The sequence below is a fragment of the Candidatus Filomicrobium marinum genome (assembly GCF_000981545.1).
GTDB lineage: Bacteria > Pseudomonadota > Alphaproteobacteria > Rhizobiales > Hyphomicrobiaceae > Filomicrobium > Filomicrobium insigne.
Window position 1 is genome coordinate 1,968,250 of the sequence record NZ_LN829119.1, and the last position, 16,122, is coordinate 1,984,371.

The 16,122-nt window shown below is 58.1% G+C and carries 22 protein-coding genes; 18 read left to right on the forward strand and 4 right to left on the reverse strand.

Annotated features, from left to right (window positions below):
* Positions 1-85: 85 nt before the first annotated feature.
* Complete coding sequence (locus YBN1229_RS09270; protein WP_046478097.1) at positions 86-1,132, forward strand: hypothetical protein; 1,047 nt, start codon at positions 86-88, stop codon at positions 1,130-1,132.
* On the opposite strand, the gene YBN1229_RS09275 is transcribed toward YBN1229_RS09270, so the two are convergent.
* From YBN1229_RS09275 to YBN1229_RS18880, 3 genes are all read right to left on the reverse strand, one after another.
* Positions 1,133-2,455 (reverse strand): relaxase/mobilization nuclease domain-containing protein, encoded by a 1,323-nt coding sequence (locus YBN1229_RS09275; protein ID WP_046478098.1) that lies wholly within the window; start codon positions 2,453-2,455, stop codon positions 1,133-1,135.
* A 6-nt stretch (positions 2,456-2,461) separates the two neighbouring features.
* Positions 2,462-2,863 (reverse strand): hypothetical protein, encoded by a 402-nt coding sequence (locus YBN1229_RS09280; protein ID WP_046478099.1) that lies wholly within the window; start codon positions 2,861-2,863, stop codon positions 2,462-2,464.
* 554 nt (positions 2,864-3,417) lie between these two features.
* Positions 3,418-3,591, reverse strand: a complete 174-nt coding sequence (locus tag YBN1229_RS18880) for a hypothetical protein (RefSeq protein ID WP_160298696.1) — start codon at positions 3,589-3,591, stop codon at positions 3,418-3,420.
* 834 nt (positions 3,592-4,425) lie between these two features.
* Here YBN1229_RS18880 and YBN1229_RS09290 point away from each other — a divergent pair.
* The 17 genes from YBN1229_RS09290 to YBN1229_RS19350 all read left to right on the forward strand — a co-directional run bounded on the left by YBN1229_RS09290 (position 4,426) and on the right by YBN1229_RS19350 (position 14,907).
* Positions 4,426-4,809 (forward strand): hypothetical protein, encoded by a 384-nt coding sequence (locus YBN1229_RS09290; protein ID WP_046478101.1) that lies wholly within the window; start codon positions 4,426-4,428, stop codon positions 4,807-4,809.
* A gap of 240 nt (positions 4,810-5,049) precedes the next feature.
* A complete protein-coding gene (locus YBN1229_RS09295; RefSeq protein WP_052743814.1) occupies positions 5,050-5,379 on the forward strand; it encodes a type II toxin-antitoxin system HicB family antitoxin in 330 nt (109 codons plus the stop codon).
* Positions 5,372-5,455: a hypothetical protein gene (locus YBN1229_RS19140; RefSeq protein WP_244465063.1), complete on the forward strand. Its 84-nt coding sequence runs from the start codon at positions 5,372-5,374 to the stop codon at positions 5,453-5,455. The genes YBN1229_RS09295 and YBN1229_RS19140 overlap by 8 nt, the downstream gene beginning before the upstream one ends.
* A 40-nt stretch (positions 5,456-5,495) precedes the next feature.
* The gene (locus tag YBN1229_RS09300; protein ID WP_046478102.1) at positions 5,496-5,765 is read left to right on the forward strand and encodes a helix-turn-helix domain-containing protein; all 270 of its coding nucleotides are present in this window, start codon (positions 5,496-5,498) and stop codon (positions 5,763-5,765) included.
* Positions 5,762-6,190, forward strand: coding sequence for a hypothetical protein (locus YBN1229_RS09305; RefSeq protein ID WP_046478103.1), 429 nt, complete (start codon positions 5,762-5,764; stop codon positions 6,188-6,190). Before YBN1229_RS09300 ends, YBN1229_RS09305 begins: the two co-directional genes overlap by 4 nt.
* Positions 6,191-6,322: 132 nt before the next feature.
* Positions 6,323-6,562, forward strand: coding sequence for a DUF4160 domain-containing protein (locus YBN1229_RS09310; protein ID WP_046478104.1), 240 nt, complete (start codon positions 6,323-6,325; stop codon positions 6,560-6,562).
* On the forward strand, positions 6,555-6,962 hold the full coding sequence (locus YBN1229_RS09315; RefSeq protein WP_046478105.1) for a DUF2442 domain-containing protein: 408 nt from the start codon (positions 6,555-6,557) through the stop codon (positions 6,960-6,962). Before YBN1229_RS09310 ends, YBN1229_RS09315 begins: the two co-directional genes overlap by 8 nt.
* A gap of 204 nt (positions 6,963-7,166) precedes the next feature.
* Entirely contained in the window at positions 7,167-7,487 is a 321-nt protein-coding gene (locus YBN1229_RS09320) for a hypothetical protein (protein ID WP_046478106.1), read from the forward strand.
* 209 nt (positions 7,488-7,696) lie between these two features.
* Positions 7,697-7,903, forward strand: a complete 207-nt coding sequence (locus YBN1229_RS09325; protein ID WP_046478107.1) for a hypothetical protein — start codon at positions 7,697-7,699, stop codon at positions 7,901-7,903.
* 1,038 nt (positions 7,904-8,941) lie between these two features.
* Positions 8,942-9,514 carry a hypothetical protein gene (locus YBN1229_RS18665; protein ID WP_152024973.1) on the forward strand — a complete coding sequence of 191 codons (573 nt, stop codon included), beginning with the start codon at positions 8,942-8,944 and terminating at the stop codon, positions 9,512-9,514.
* Between the two features lie 116 nt (positions 9,515-9,630).
* Entirely contained in the window at positions 9,631-9,870 is a 240-nt protein-coding gene (locus YBN1229_RS09335) for a hypothetical protein (protein ID WP_152024974.1), read from the forward strand.
* A 228-nt stretch (positions 9,871-10,098) separates the two neighbouring features.
* Positions 10,099-12,264: a phage tail tape measure protein gene (locus YBN1229_RS09340; protein WP_046478109.1), complete on the forward strand. Its 2,166-nt coding sequence runs from the start codon at positions 10,099-10,101 to the stop codon at positions 12,262-12,264.
* Positions 12,265-12,277: 13 nt separating this feature from the next.
* Positions 12,278-12,766: a hypothetical protein gene (locus YBN1229_RS09345; protein ID WP_046478110.1), complete on the forward strand. Its 489-nt coding sequence runs from the start codon at positions 12,278-12,280 to the stop codon at positions 12,764-12,766.
* A 10-nt stretch (positions 12,767-12,776) separates the two neighbouring features.
* Complete coding sequence (locus tag YBN1229_RS09350) at positions 12,777-13,067, forward strand: hypothetical protein (protein WP_046478111.1); 291 nt, start codon at positions 12,777-12,779, stop codon at positions 13,065-13,067.
* A gap of 303 nt (positions 13,068-13,370) precedes the next feature.
* On the forward strand, positions 13,371-13,685 hold the full coding sequence (locus YBN1229_RS09360; RefSeq protein WP_160298697.1) for a hypothetical protein: 315 nt from the start codon (positions 13,371-13,373) through the stop codon (positions 13,683-13,685).
* A gap of 93 nt (positions 13,686-13,778) precedes the next feature.
* On the forward strand, positions 13,779-14,693 hold the full coding sequence (locus tag YBN1229_RS09365; RefSeq protein ID WP_052743816.1) for a tyrosine-type recombinase/integrase: 915 nt from the start codon (positions 13,779-13,781) through the stop codon (positions 14,691-14,693).
* A gap of 13 nt (positions 14,694-14,706) precedes the next feature.
* Positions 14,707-14,907: an HGGxSTG domain-containing protein gene (locus tag YBN1229_RS19350; protein ID WP_046478114.1), complete on the forward strand. Its 201-nt coding sequence runs from the start codon at positions 14,707-14,709 to the stop codon at positions 14,905-14,907.
* 102 nt (positions 14,908-15,009) lie between these two features.
* Here YBN1229_RS19350 and YBN1229_RS09375 read toward each other — a convergent pair whose 3' ends face one another.
* Positions 15,010-15,513, reverse strand: coding sequence for a hypothetical protein (locus YBN1229_RS09375; protein ID WP_046478115.1), 504 nt, complete (start codon positions 15,511-15,513; stop codon positions 15,010-15,012).
* Between the last annotated feature and the right edge of the window lie 609 nt (positions 15,514-16,122).

Consider the following 16,122-nt stretch of genomic DNA (forward strand, 5'->3'; position numbering starts at 1 on the left):
CGGCGCGATAGGGTGAATTGTTCTCCCAGCTCTGCACCGGATTTATGCTCCAATGTCCTCCTTTGTGTAGGGAGGTGATGCGGCATTGCGCGGCATTTTTTCAACCATAGGCATCTTTGCCGTGCTTGTTCTGTGCGTGGTATCGGCGGCGATGAATTACCTGTTCCTCTCATCCCTCGGCAAGACGCCGCTGGAGGGGCAGGTGCTGGGCGCAGCCTCTGCGGCGGCAGATGTGCTGAAAGCCTTGCTGCCCTTCTTCATCGCGTGGAGTTGGCAGGCAAGGCGGCCCATGGCGGCAGCATCGGGATCGCTTGCCTTCACCTTCTTCGCAGGCTTCTCTCTCCTGAGTGCTATCGGCTTTGCTGCCGATAATCGCGGCGCGCTCGTTCAGAAGCGTGATGATCTCTCCAGTGCATACCAACGTGTGCATGACATGCGGGAGTATGCGGAAAGGCAAAGGCAGGTTCTGCCTGCCCATCGGGCGGGCGATATCGTCGTGCAAGAGATCGAACGCCACCGACAGCACCGCCGCTGGGCTTCCACAAAGGGCTGTACGGATGCCACCGAAACCCTGAGCCGGGATTTCTGCGCGGAATACTTCATGCTGCGCGCCGAACGGGCGGCGGCGCAGGAAGCGGACCGCCTTGCGGATGAGATCAACACGCTGGATGGCAAAATCGATCAGCTACGCCGTGACGGCGCAGGGCAGGATAGCGACCCGCAAGTATCGCTCTTAAGCCGCATGACGGGGCAGGAAAAGGATTTCGTGCACCTCACCCTCATCATCACCGTGGCGCTCCTAGTCGAGATCGGCGCGTCGCTGGGACTGTTTCTGGCGAGCGGCCATGTCAGGGGCAGAAAGGACTCCCCTTCGCCACAGGTGGAAATGCCTTTGGGATCGGTCGAAGATTTTGCTCTGGAAGCATTGGTGGCCTCATCCGGCGCGCTGTCGGCGGAAGCCGTTGCCGCAGCTTATGATGCGTGGTGCTTGGATCGCGGCTACCGCCCGTTGCCGCCCGCTGCGTTCAACACTGCCTTCCAAGATCTGGCACGGCAGGCCGGGATCGAATGCCGGAACGGCTCATTCCAGCGCATCGGCGTGGCAGTACCCGCCTTCAAGCAGGCTGCCTGATTACCGCTCCCGGTCCTTATCGCGGCTTCGCTCACGTTTCTCTGGGCGTTCGCCTTTACGCATCCGCTCAATACGTTGTTCCACGGTCGGCCTAGCCTGCGACGGCTCACTCCGTTCCATCTTGCGCACTTGCTGTTGATCGGTGCGCAAGTCCTTCAGCAGGGCGGCATGACGCTCACGCGCGGTCTTGATCCGGGTCTGCAAAGCCTGACGGTCTTTCATCTGGGCTTGGGTCAAAGCCTGACGCTGCGCGCGGTCACGGGCTAGCGCGGCATAAGCCTCTCGTTCGTTGCGTCGGCGGATTTCAGCATGCCTGCCGGTAATGGCGCTCCAGATCCCTTTGACGCCCTTATCAAAGCGTTCCGCGCGGGCGCGGGTTTCCAAGGTCCACCGCTCTCGCTGTCTTTGCTTTAACCGGCTCCGTTCGATCCGCTGGCTTTGCGCCATGGCGCGCCGCTCCGCCTCCAGCGGCGTCAGATCACGCTGCTTCTCTTGAGCCGCCTCCCGGCGCAGGCGCAAATATCTCTCGCCAAGCTCCCGCGCCAGCCGGGCTCTGGCATCCTCGATGCCCGGCAGATCGTCCGGCGCACCGAGCCGCTCTCGGACTTCCTTTGTCTTCTTTCCGGTAGCGCGCGCCACGGAAAACACTTCGCCTTCCGGTGTCAACGCGACATGGGCACGCCGATCACCCTTGGCGAGGGTGAAGCCCCGGCTCTTGAGGGCTTGGACGAACGCGGCCTTGGAGTCCGAGACCGCCCAGCATTCCTGCAGGATAGATTTAAGGTCCCGCGCATCGTATCCGGCGCGCTTCGCCTGATGCCATTCAGCCAGCGTAAAATTGCGCGGGTCGGCCTCACGGCTGTTCATAAGGCCGCGCGGCATCTTCCAGCCGTTCTCGATGTAAAGCTCGCGCGATAGATCGCGCAGCTTCACTTTAAAGAAGGGCAGGTTCTTCGCCGTCATAGTTTCGGCATCAATCCGGCTCCAGACGGCATGGGCGTGCCGCCGCCCTTCCTTTTCATGGAAGACGATAATGCGGGGTTGTCCGGTAAGGCCGTTCTTTTCCTCGATGCGGGCAATCGCATTCTCGAAGGTCTCGATCGGGACCTGCTCCTGAGGCGGCGGGTTGAGCGAAACCGAGAACAGGAACTGTTTGCACCGCGTGCCCTTGCTCACCGCGTGTGCTTCTTTGAGGGCGCTCACGATATCGTCTGAGAGAAAACCTTTGATCTCATACAGCTCGACATGATCATTGTCGTCTGTCCGGGTCAGGTGGACGCCCAGCTGTTTGCCGCCGCCGCGTTGTGAGGCTTTGAGGATCATGCCGGGCTAGCTTTCCCGGATGCCAAGCGCCGTCATCAACAGCGTCTTGATGTCCCTAACATCGCGGCAGGCCCTCTGAATTTCAGCTTCCGTTTCTGATGTGAGGGGCAGCGCACCGAGGCGCGCAAGCCGCGCCATCTCGCGCAGGCTACCTCCGAGATCCGTCTTACCGAGCTTGGCGAGAACTTCAGCTATTGCTGCGTCATCCCGCACAGGGGCCGCGCCGCGTGTTCGGACCGAAGGGGCAGGCTGATTGTCATTCGCCGGGAAAAGCTGTGCACGCGCAAAGGCGCTCAAAGGCGCACGCCCGGCACGCCGGGCAATATCCGCCATCTGCTCCGGCGTCAGCGGGACAGAGAGGATACGGCGGGCTTTAGAGTTTGCGGGCTTCGGGCGCTTTTCGGACATGATGCCGCGAAGGGTGCCATTTAATCCACCTCAGCTTGGGCGGAAGGCTGCCGAAACCCCGCCATCGCAAGACCCAACTCTGATGCAAACTACCGGCGGAAGATCAACCGGCGAGGGCCATAGGCGTGACCGCAACCCATTGGATTTGTCTTACAGCTATTTTGCTATGCGCCGCGTGTGCGCAACCTGATCACCGTCCGATTAATGTCAGCGACGATCATCACAAAACCCTCGGCCCCGATGATGTGACACCCATCGTGACATGCGCTGCCGAAGGTTCGTCTGCGGGTTGCGGCGGCACTAATTAGAAGCGCCGCACAAAATCAGATCACTGACGTATTGACTGATATTTGTAACATTGTTACATATTAGTATCCGGTCCCGGTTCAGTGTCGATCAGAAGCATGCGCCATTGCTCCAAAGTCGTGAGCAGTTGGTTCAACTTTTCTCCTGAATAGGGCACCATACCCTCAAAATGCCATTGATTTTGCTTAACTTTTTTGCCTCCATCTCCAACAATCTGCAATCTGCAGTCCCGAGTGGGAAACTTTTGTTCACGATTGATCTTCGTTCGCGCGTGTCAGCAACGTCGTCGCGTTGGCGGCGAGACGATTTCTCTCAGCCTTGCGGGTGTAGAGTTCGGCCTGTTTCGGATCGAGCCAGCCGAAGATTGACATAAGCTGTTTGGTGGTCGCGCCGTTTTCAGCGGCAAGCGTTGCGCAGGCCATGGGCTTGGCCCCTGCGGGTTCGTGTTGATCGACGCCTGAGTGCGTTCGCCACGTCGCTGCTGCCTAGTGGCAGTTGCGCGGTCCGTCCAATGTATTCTTTGCAGAGGACCAGACAAAATCCGCCGCGCAGCACGATGCCCCTCCACCCTTTTAATCGATGCCGCAGGATACCCACTCGGAGCCGGCAGGACTGTCCTGAAATGCCCATTTTCTGGGCCATGAAGGTCATCTGGGAACTGAGTACCCATGGATCGATCCCCTGAGCAATCAGGAGGCTCCCTTTGGTCAGGAGCCGCTCGTCGCTCGCTGAAAAGAGTACTGAGAGCTTCCCGGCGTTGCGGAGATGATCACCCCCAGCTGGCACCTCTTCAAGATTTGCAGAATGATTAAGTCCGGAGCGGGCGCAACCGCGGCCGGCATGGTGTATCTGGCGCCCGAACGTGACCCTCGTCCACGTTCTGAAGCGGCTGCAAGCCGACTTGATAGTTTATTCCGAAAGCCCCTCAGCGAGTCCGCGGACGTGTTCTCGGCGTTCCGCAGCCTAGCAATCGAGATCTGGCCAGGGAAGCCGAAGGTCAGAAGCTTAGTCAAGCGGCGCTGACTCAAACATGAAGATTTCCATGAGACATTTCTAGAATAGAAATGAAAGTCATCAAGTTAGTAAAATGCTGTCAAAATATAAATTCTGGTTGTTTAAATAAACAATAGAAATTCAATAAATTTTTTATTGTCGCCTGTCAAATCAATGCTAAAGTTTACGGGCCTTCAATCGAAAGCGGCCCGCCTCGGTGTTCCAGCACCTGAGCGGGCCTGACCTCAATCATGGAGAAAAGCATGACCAAGGCTGTGGAATTTTATCACAATAATACTTGTCACGTCGCCGCCCTAGCCGTCGAGGCTACGCGCATTGTCAACGAAATCGAAATCAGCGGTGGTGGTTCCACCGAGGGGGACCGATTGCTCGAACTTGAAGATATCGCCACGCGCATTTGCGCGAACAGCCTTGAAGGCGTCATTTTCCAGCTGGGGCTAATCACGGCATCCGCCGACATAATTGTCGGGAATGAGGACTTGGACGAAGCTACGCGAGAGCTTGAGGCGATCAAGCGGATGGTTGTCTCGATCGCGCGCTATCTGCAAAAGACACCGGCGGTCACGGACCAGATCTTTGACTATTACTTGTCGACATGTCCTTACAACACTGCCGCGGCGCACTGACGCCGACGGGCCTGCCATTGCGGCAGGCCTCTTCGCTTTTAGGGAGCATCATCGTGACCACTATGCCTCGGTTCAGGAGTTCAATCGCAGGTACGTCGAGGAAATCCTGGCGCCGCTCGATCCGCAGCGGGTGGTCGACGACCTGCTGGCGTTGACCGATGGCCGGGTTCCGACTCTCTTGTGCTGGGAGCAGCGCGCATCCTTGCCAAGGCTGCGCGCTGGATTTAACGGAGAGAGAAGATGACCTATTACGCGGGCATTCTCGACGGTAGCGGCGATGTGTGGGGTGTAACGATCCCCGACGTGCCCGGCATGAACGGCGGCGGAAAAACTCCAGACGCTGCAATCGCTGACGCGACCAGCGCTTTCCGCGAAGTTGCGGCCATGATGGTGGCAGACAGGACACCGATCCCTAAGCCGCGCATCCTGGACCAGCTTCTTGAAGATCCCGGGGTGGCAGCCGATCTTGCAGGCGGGGCGGCCACGGTGATGATCCCGCTCCTTCTCGATAGCGGCCGGCCCGTGCGCCAACATCTCTCTCGACGCCAGCATACTCAAGGCAATCGATGAAGCTGCCGCCCGGCGCGGCCTGACCCGCTCGGCGTTTCTTGTTTCAGCTGCCTTGGACAAGTTCACTCACGGCTAGTGGGGCCTGCTGCAGCCAAGGCCACGAAGGAGGAAAAGCGATGAGCAGGATCAAGGTCACAAAGGGCACTGGGAACGTCTATGCTGATATCGGCCTGCCTGATGCTAGCGAGCACGCCGCAAAGGCCGATTTGGTTATTTGCATCGCGAGGATCATCGGCGAGCAGAACATCACTCCGGCCGAAGCGGCTCGACGGGTAGGTCTTAGCCCGTGTGACATGGCAAGGATACTGGACGGCCGTTTTCGCTCGCATTCGCTCGAGAAACTGACGTTCATGCTCGCGAAGCTCGGAAGCGAGCGGACAGTATGATTTTGACCTCCAGCTGGTTTACTCCGTTGCCCGCAGACCACTTGCACATTGGAATTTCGCGCGGTGTGCCGCGCGGGATGAAGGCGGGTTACAAGCGTTATTTGAAGCTCAACCCTGGCCCCTGGTTCAACAGCTGTCGGACCCCGAAGGAGTATTTCGACCGTTATTACGGCGAGATACTGAAGCCGCTCGACTCGGCCAGGACGGTCGAGGAGATCCTGCAGCTCGCTGACGGGAAGATTCCGGTGCTCGTCTGCTTCGAGAGCATCAAGCCGGAGAGCGGCTGGTGCGACCGGGCGCTCGTCTCGACTTGGCTGCACGACGAACTCGGCATGGAGGTTTGCGAGTTCGGGCACGAGCATCTAGGTCACGGCTGGCAGCATCCGAAATTGGACCCGGCGCTCAGAAAACCGTTGGCGCCATAGGCGCTAGCACATCAGGTCGAGCAGGTCGCACTGTTGCGCGCGCTCGGTGCGTAGAGCCATGGTTTTACTATTGAATGTTCCGTAAGCAACACTGTCCTCTTGAAAAACCCATCGCGATAGGTTACATGGCATATGGTCACTATTCATCGCGCGCACGGGCTGCGCGTCATCATCTTCACGGACGATCATGAGCCAGCCCATGTGCATGTGTTCGGTGACGGGCATGCCAAGATTAATCTGATCGGCCCTGATGGTGCTCCGGCTCTTGTGTCGACAGAAGGCATGAAACGAAGCGATGTGCGCCGCGCTATGCAGATTGTCCGCGACCAGCAGGAGCAGTTTCTGGCCAGATGGAGGCAAATCCATGGTTGAACTGACAGACGCTGAGTACGAAGCCGCAGTGGAACGTGGCCGGATAGCCCAGCAAACGGAACCGCGCGCGGCAGCCGCGCGCTATGACAAGCGAAACAGCCGGATCGTTGTTGACCTCACGAACGGTTGCACCTTTGCGTTTCCTCCGCATATGGCACAGGGTCTGGAGACAGCAACGGATAAGGAACTCGCCACCGTCGAAATTCTCGGGGCAGGTTATGGCCTGCATTGGGAAGAACTCGACGTGGACTTGTCCGTGCCCGGTCTGCTGGCGGGGATATTCGGAACCAAAGCCTATATGGCCCGGCACGCTGGCCAAGCCACATCGCCGGCGAAGGCGGCAGCGGCCCGCAAGAATGGCTGCAAGGGTGGCAGGCCCCGGAAAACAGTAAACGGTTGAGGGCAAGGCCAAGAAGCCCCCAGTGCGGCAGAAACACGACGCCTGAGCAGCGCCACATAAGAGTCAGTGTGATGACGCTCGATATTCGACAGATCAATTCCGAGAGTGCTGTTTACCCCGCATCGGCGAACAGTTAGAAGCGATCCAGACCAAACAACTCATGGAGGCCGTCATGTCATAGGTACCAACAATGGAGCCTAAGTCATGGCACACTTTAAGCGCGGCAAATGCCGCTACCATCTACACAAGGCCGATCGTGGCAGCGAGGCTGCTCGTCTCGCTCGGATGGGTCGCCGTCCGGTACGCCCTCGGGATGGACTGGAGCGCTGGCAGGATGACGAGTTCTGGAATGCCCTTTGCGACTGGCGGTGGCTTTCGAGCTGGCCGCGTTCGCACGATTATATCTATCACACCCGTCCGCACCGAAGCGCGACCAAGCGTCTTGAACGCGAAATTAAAAAAGGTGCGGATCCAGACGAGATAGCGTGGCCGCTCGCCAAGAAGCCGCATCATTACTTCTGGTGATTAGAAGCGTGCGCCTTCTGTTTCGGGTGTAACCACACGAAATTGGAGCTGGAAAATTAAGATTAATCCACAGGCCCTATAAAAAATAGGGCGATAAAGGCAAAAGGGGCATTGACGATCGATCGATCGCAGAATTATAAATCTGAAATCATGCCCATGAAGCGCCTGGCGAGAAATCCGCCGGGCGTTTTTGTTTGGAGGAGAGTTCAATGAACAAAGCCTCGGGATCGCAATTGCAGCTACTCAAAAAATCACAAATAATTCGAACGCTGAATATTTCATCTCGTGAATTTGAAAGAAAATTAGCAGACGGGTTAATTCCTATGCCGATCGTTTGGATCAGTGACAATCCAAAGGGCCGTCGCTGGCATCCTGACCATATTCGCCAGACCTTCGGTATCGAACTCGCGAAGTAGGGGAGTCGTTGTCCACAATTCCCTTTGCAGCTTTGTTTGAGATTAACATATTGAAAGCTCAGGGCCAACTCGCGCTATTGCTAAAATAGCAATAGAAATAGTGGCTTGTGGCTCATCATCGTATCGCTCAACATCGGCGTGTTGATGCCGATCTGGTTGCGTGTCTAACGACTGGTAGACGGTCGAATATCCAAACAGTTGCGTAAATAAAAAACCGCCCCTGGGCGAGGGGCGGTATTTCAATCCCAATCCCCGCAGTGACGTTCCAAACCACCAAGAGGAGAAGTAAAAAATATGCCAAATACACATGATTTGCAAGCGTCTTCACCGATCGAAGGGGTGGAAAATAACGTCGTTCCTTTTCCGCAGAAAGAAGGTTTGCGCGGCGGATGGTTTCCCCTAGCCCGTTCTTGGCTTTCACATCACTTGGTCGGCGCGGGTCAAGTCGTAAAACCGAACGATCCGAAAAAGCCCACGCTCTCGAGAATGGAAGCTTGGCTGTGGCTTTTTGGCGAGGCGAAATATCAGCCTACTCGAGTTTCCAATAAGGGCGTTTTTATCACGCTAGAGCGCGGGCAGCTTATGGCGTCGCATAGCTATCTCGCTGAAGCGTGGAACTGGTCGCCGAAGATGGTTAGGACGTTCCTCAAAAAGCTTGCACATGAAAACATGATCCACATTTTTGCCATAAAGAATCCGGGCAAGCGAACGGGCAACTTGATTCAGGTAATAACCATCTCAAATTATGATGATTTTCTGGCTCAGTGCTTCGGTCAAGGTCAAGCAAAAGGGCAGGCGAAAGGCGTGCAAGGGGCAAGCGAAGGTCGAGAATCTAACAAGGGAACACCTCAAAAAACTAAACAACCTCCCCTTCATCCCCCGCTTGCGGGGGAAATGGGAGCGACTTCGCCTTCTTCTGATTTGATGGAAGGTGAAGTGCGGTTTAGCCCAGCCACAGCCGTCGCGCCTGTCGCGTCGAATGGCGGGCCCGCGGGTAGCATCGGAAGCAGGCGCAGCCGGAGAGCGAGGACGTCTGATTTGAGCCTCGAGCAGCGGGCTGGAGCAGATGCTGCGATTGATGCATGGAATGTATTCGCGGATGAGCACGGACTCGACCAGTGCACCATTCGAACGGGCCGGCGCCTGTCCCTTGTGGCCGAGCGCCTATCCGACATCGGCGGGCTCGAGAATTTCAAGCTCGCGTTGAGCCAAATCCCGGCCGATGATTTTCTGATGGGCCGAGTTGTGCCGCGTGATGGCGGGGACCGGTTCCGGCTGCATATCGATCGACTGCTTTCGACGGGGTCTGGCATGGGGGACTTGCTGGCTCGCCTGATCGATAACGCGGCGAGCAAGCCTTCGGCTGAAAATCACCATCCGGAGAAATCTGGCAAGCCACCTCCTCCGCCGTATTGGTGGCGTAGCCCCGAAGCGGCTAAGGCGGCACGCAATGCCCCTGCCGAAGGCTGGGAACAGTTCGTCAAGGAGCGAGCCAACGGGATCTGGCCGGTCGAATATTTGGGCCCGCTACCCGGCTCGCCAGACTGCCTCGTACCTGAGCCCGTGATCAAAAAACTTAATCTTATCGAACGCTATGGCGCCAGTGTTTGAGTGCGCGTTTAAGCCCAGGCGGATCTGTTTTGTGTGTTCCGTCTGGGCCGTTGGCATCACACCTTGATTTCGAGTTCTTCCGTGGTCAGAATCTTCACGATTTGGAGTGCTCGACGATGGAATTTCTGACCGGTGAAGTCTTCGTCGCCTGGACGAACGAAGAGGTTGCCAGCGGACGAACTGAAGAAGAGGCGATCGAACGGCTCTTCGGCGATAAGCCGGTCAAGCCGTTCCTGACGCAGCGTTTCGTTCTGCAGCTCCCGATGATTGAAGCGATGAGAGACGGCGTTCTCGCCGTCAGCAGCGCTAGGCCAAGCCTAAGCGTGGTCGGCGGATCGGAAGCGGACGACTCCTAAGCGTCCGCAGTAGTCGCCAGGAGCCTCCCCAGCGGCCTCGCTCCGCTCCTGACTCCAACACCACCCGCGACTCGTTCGCGGGCGCTGGTGGCCTTTCCAAAACGTTTTTGTGTGCGTGTCTGCAACTCGGCTGGTGGCGGCTAACAAGCCACCGGCCGAGGGTGAGCCTGCACATATCCCAGACCAACACGGCGCCGCTGATGGCGCCGTTTTCGATTGGAGTCGCCCATGTCCGGTTTCAACGTTCAAATTTTGCTCAAGCTCGTCGATCAATTGACCGCGCCGTCTAAAAAAATTGCTGCCAGCTACCGCCAAATGCAGCAGAACATTACGGCGTCATCCACGAGCCTGAACGCCGCCACCAACAGGTCGATGGCTGGCCTCAACCGCATGGCCGGTGCAGCAAACGCTGCCAATGCGAGCGTCAGCCGGCTTGCAACCAGCATGCGGAACATGCGCGCGCTGTCGGCAGGCTTCACCGGGCTCGGTCTTGGTGGTGGCGGAGCGGCAATGGTCGCCGGGTACCCTCTTTGGCACATGCTGAAGAACGCGGCGGATTATGAGTCGAAGCTAATCGACCTGCGGAAGGTATGGACAGGCGCTGAGAGCGACTATCAGCGTCTTGTCAAAGGACTCAAGCCGCTGCATGGCCAGTTGCCGCTCTCCCGCATCGAAATCGGCAAGGTGCTTGAAGAGGGCATCAGGTCCGGCGTCTCGATGATGCCCTCGGAGCTTCTCGATTTCACGAAGTCAGCCGCTGCGTTCTCAGTCGCGTTTAGTCTTCCGATCGAGGAAGCCGCGACAAAGCTCGCAAAAATCAAGAGCTCACTTGGGCTCACGATGAATGAGTTCACCGGAGTTGGCGACACGATGAATACGCTCGCCAATACGATGAGCACGAATGAACACGAGATGTTGGAGTTCATTCGGCGCGTCGGCGGCTTGGCGAAATCAATCGGAGGCAAGGACGGACTTAACGACGTCCTCGCGATTGGCGCTGCACAAATGGCGGCGGGAACACCGAAGGAAGTCGCGGCTACCGGCTTGCGCACGCTCTTGGCGCGCCTCTCGACTCAGCCTTCGGATACCAAGAAAGCGCTGAACGCACTCGGCCTGGATCCCGAAGAGATTAAGCGACAGCTTCCGAAGGACGTGTTTGGCACGGTGTACGATCTGATCGACCGCATTTCCAAGGCGTCGAAAGAAGATCAATCCGGCTTGCTCTCTCGACTGGCAGGGATGAAGTCGTTCGACGCCTTTGCTCGCTTGCTGACCAATACCGAACTCATGACGCAGGCGCTCAAAACCGTCCGCGGCGAGTTCAGGCTCACGATGCAGTCCGAGCTGATTCGACGCGTCAATTCGCTCAATGCTGTGTTTCAGATCACCCGAAACTTGCTGGGCGACTTGAGCGACAGCATCGTTATGGCTTGGCGGCCGCAGATCGTCTCAATTCTACAGACGATCCAGAAGTTGTCGTTGTCAATGAAGGACTCGCCCATTCTGCAGTGGACGGCGGCGTTTTTCGCCGGTCTTGCGGCCTTCTCGTTGGTCCTGATGCCGCTCGGTGTTCTTGGTGCGAGCTTGTACGGCGTGCGTCTTGGCATGATGACCGTCGCCGGTGCGGCGGGGGGCTTGCTGCGCATCCTGAAGCCGTCGGCGCGTCTTCTCAGCATTTTCGCAGCCGGCGAACTCATCGGCCTATTCGGCGCGCTTGCCGGTGGCGCTCGGCGCTTGGCCGTATTCACGCGCGTCGCCTATGCAGCCGGCGGCGCCGTTGGTGTCGCGGCAATGGCTTTCCGCGCGCTGAGAAATGCCATGGGCATAGGTCTCGCGATCGAGGGTGTTCGGCAAGTTTATTTGAACTGGGATCGGTTCGCAGCTATCGCCAAAGATCCAATCGAACTGAAGGTCTTGTGGCCGAAAATGCCGGAGCAGTTCAGCAGATTCATAGACTGGTGGTCCGAAACTCACACCGGTCAGATGGACCGGCTGGAAAGCAATCGGCTGAGCCTCGTCGACGATGTCAAAAAATGGCGGCAGAATTACCTGCCTGAGTTCCTCGGCGGCGCGCCGGCTTGGACGAAGAACGTGCCGGTGCCCGTCAAGTCGTCGATCAAGGTCCCGCTGCCTGAGCGGAACCTGGGAGTGCCCGAGGCCATCGCCCGAAAGATTCAACGCGAGGGCCAGGTCGGAGCGCCGACAGGCATTAACGTTCAAGCCAACGGCCCTAGCGTCACGTTCAAACAGGCGCCGCCCAACATCATCAACAATGTCTCCGTCCACGTCATGCAGAGCAATGCTTCACCCGAAGCAATCGGCGCTGCAGCGGCGAGCGCAATTGGGTCGAAAGTTCGAGGGGCATTGAGCGATGCTGAAATGTCAATGCCATAGGGCGAGGTTAAAAATGGCATCAAGAAAATCTAAGACCACGAAGAAGCGATCTCCGACCGGACGGCCTGAGAGGTTCACGCCGGCCCAGGTCATCGCCGCGCTTGAGACGTCGGCCGGCCTCATATGTGCAGCCGCCCGTAAGCTGCGCTGTTCGCACTCAACGGTAATCGACTACATCGACAAACATCCGGAGATCGCCACGCGTCTAGATGAAATCGTTGAAGAAACGTTGGACTTTGCAGAAGCCTCACTGTTGCAGCTTATGAGGGACTCAAAAAGCCCAACGGTCCAGTTGAACGCCAGCATTTTTTACCTTCGAACGAAGGGTAAAAAGCGCGGCTACGTGGTGTCCGCCGAGGTCACTGGCAAGGACGGCGGTCCCATCGAGACGAACAACAAGCAGACGCTCGATCTGTCGAACCTCTCTACGGAGGAACTGGCCGTGCTTGAGCAGGCGGCAATGGTCGGCCTCGCCAAAGCAAACGTTCACCGCACCCACTGAGGTGCCGCTGATGCGCAAATTCAACCTTCAATACCCTGTCCGGCTTGACGACGGCTCGATGATCCGCGCCGTCACGATCGGTACTTCGATCGCACACCTTGATCGCGCCGCTCCGGAGTGGCGATCGTGGCCGCACCCGCTTGACGCTTATGCAGTCGTTGCCGCGATGACTGGCTTGCCACTAACGATCGTCGAGCAATTCGATGCTTGGGATCTGCACGACCTAGCTTGGCTCGTGCACGAGGCGATCGGCAAAGAAATTCGGCACAACAGACTAGCAAGAAATGGAGAAAAGAACTGATGCTTCACGGTGAAAACTTACCAAAAACCACGTTTGATATCTACGATCTGCCCGCCCAGTTCAGGCTGATTTACGAATACTTCGAGCCTGGATTTTACCGCCTGACAAACGGCGGCCAGGCCCTCAATTGGGTTCGCACGCAGCTTCGCGAAGACGGCCGCGTCAGCTCGCGGAAGAACTTCTTTGCAGAGATCGCTTTGGCTGACTGGCGGAACGCGCTTTCGGTTGCCACTGACCAAGAACGGCGTGAGCTGATCAAAATGGCCAGTGCCAACCGCCTCAAGATTAAGACGGAGAGACGAAATGAACCACGCGGATCCAACCGGTTTGCCGAAGCTGATAGAACGTTTCACGGACGTGCCCGAGCGTGATCGCCACGTCTACCAGCTCGGGGCTGACGGCTATGAGCTGACGGCTGGCGGCAGTCAGCTCCGCAAGCTGCGCCAGGCACTCTCCGACCACCGCGTCTTAGAGAGTATCCCGCCCCAAATTTGGGGGAAAGAACCGAGCGAAATTTCGCTAGCCGACTGGCACAAGACGTTGACCACGGCGACCGCTCCAGAACGCAAGGAACTTTTAAAGTTGGTCGCGGCTGGCAAGCTTAGCATCAAGCGTTGACGGCCGACGACGGCTTCCGAAAATAACCCTGCCAATATATTCCGATTACCTATATAATCAGAATATAATTTGGAGCGGATTTTGGAGGCAAAAATGGCCCTCGTAACGACGCCAGCGAGCGAGCCCGTGACCATCACCGCACTGGCCGCCGGCACCCGCGCGAGCAGCGATCTTGAGCTTGTCGCCTCATGGGTCGACGGGCTCGCGTCCGAGCACTCAAAGCGAAACTTCGAGGCGACGGCCTTGCACTTCCTGGAAGCGCTGCCCGTTAGTCTTCGCGAAGCCAAGGTCGAGGATGTCCGGCAGGCGCTTGCGATGCTCGTTGAGGGTCGCAGCTCTGGCACGGCCAGGCAGTACGTCCTTCGCGTGAAGAGCCTGCTCGGCTACGCCCACCGGCTTGGCTACACGCAGTTCAACGCTGGCGCCGTCCTTCGCGTGAAGGGCCCGCCCCGCGGTGCCGAACTCGCGAAGCGTATTTTGCCCGAGTGTGATGTCGCGTTGCTCATCAGAGCCACACGAAAGCCGCGTGACCGAGTGCTCCTGGAGGTCGCCTACGCCGGTGGCCTTCGGGTCTCAGAGTTAGTCTCCCTGACCTGGGCCGACGTCCTGGCCGGTAAGGGCGACAAGGCGCAGCTGTCAGTTCTCGGCAAGGGCGGGGCCGTGCGCCAAGTGCTCCTGCCGGAACGCGTCAGCGAGGATCTGCTCGCGCTGCGCGGCGACGCGGGCGCCAACGATCCCGTCTTTCCGGCTCGCCACGGAGGGCACCTTACCGAGCGAGCTGTTCACGGGCTGATCAGGCGTCTGGCGAAGCGCGCTGGCATCAACGATGCCATGTCACCGCACTGGCTCAGACATGCGCACGGATCTCATGCGCTTGACCGCGGCGCGACGCTGGCGGAAGTGCAGAGCACATTGGGGCACAGCAACGTCGCAACGACCTCCGGCTACCTTCACGCGCGGCCGGATTCGTCATCAGGCTTGCGGCTCGACGAAGGCATATTTCGATAGTCGGAGGACTGACATGGCAGGACTGGCAGATTTGCGCTGCGGAGCCGAGACAAGGAAGGGGACGCCTTGCGAGTCCAAGGCACTCTCGAACGGTCGCTGTCGGAATCACGGAGGCCTCAGCACCGGTCCGAGAACGGCCGCCGGACTCGAGCGTATGCGCCTGGCCGTGAAGGCGCGCCGCGCTGCAGAAAGCACGACGGCAGCGACCCCATGACGCGCGGGCGCGCGCACGCGTTGGCCCGTCGGAAAGGGGAAATGCCTCCAACTTGTCCCTGCTCCGCACAGTGCTGAAGGCCTTAAAGTTTCCAAGGCGAGCCTAATTTTTCAGGGCAGGATGCTCCCAGTAGTCATCCGCAAAAGATGGAAGGTTGCTGGGGAGGACGTTGTCCCATCGAATCTTTACATTGTTCTTTCGCGAGATGGTCACGCGCGCGACGATCTCTTCCGAGGTATTGCCACGGATGTCGACGAGTTCCGATCGAGCAAGAATACGCACCTTGTCCATGTCATTGACATTGTTGAACATCACGGGAAAGAGCTTGACGGCATCGTGCTTGAACGATTTTGCGGTCCAAGGTCCATCCCATGAAGCCTTCAGTTGATACTCAACATCGATGAATTGGCCGCGTCTCGTAGCCTTCGACTTTGCATCGGCCCCGAGCACGAGCGCGGCAATCTCTGAGGGATCAGTGCTCGCCCGCAGAGCGGCCTCTCGCTCTTCCACCGAGTTGCTGCCCTGCCAGCAGCCGTAGAGGATGACGCCGATCACGGCCAACGCGATCAGGCCAGGAATCGGATTCTCAGTTTTCTTCGCGGTCATCAGCCCCCTCCCCGCGCCCCTTGTGTCAGATAATCCGTAGACATACAGTGCATCGAGCATTTTGGTCTGTCGAGTTCTTGTATGCGTGTTGTGTTGATTCTCGCAGTTCTGTTTCTGTTCGGGGGCGAAGCGGCTGCTGACGAATACTGTCAAGGCTGCGGCTGCAAAGGTGGACCGGGCTATCGTGCGCCGAACGGACGATGCGTAGGTTGGAAGCGACTCGACAAGATCTGTGGCTCGCCGCCTACAACTCGATGCACCGCGGAGGGTCCCGCTCTCTTAGCAAGCCAAAAGCTCGGGATCGCGAGCATGGACAGTGGAAACGACGCTGTTGCGCCCGTGACCTCTAACCAGCTTCAACTCCTCAAGGATGGCTTGGTCTGTCGATCGACTGACTCGCTAGTTGCTCTCCGTGTTTGTGGCGAAGCGAAGCAAGACTGTGGAACAGAGCGTGCGCAGTTGCTTGCCTCCAAGGCATGCGTTGCGATCAGGGCGGGGACACCGGTACAGGTTGAGGCAAGTTCTCGCTCATTTGAGTGGCTCCGCGTGCGGATTTCGGCCGACGGCGAAGCCTTGTGGACTGAGCGGGCCTTAGTCCTCGGCGGTCAG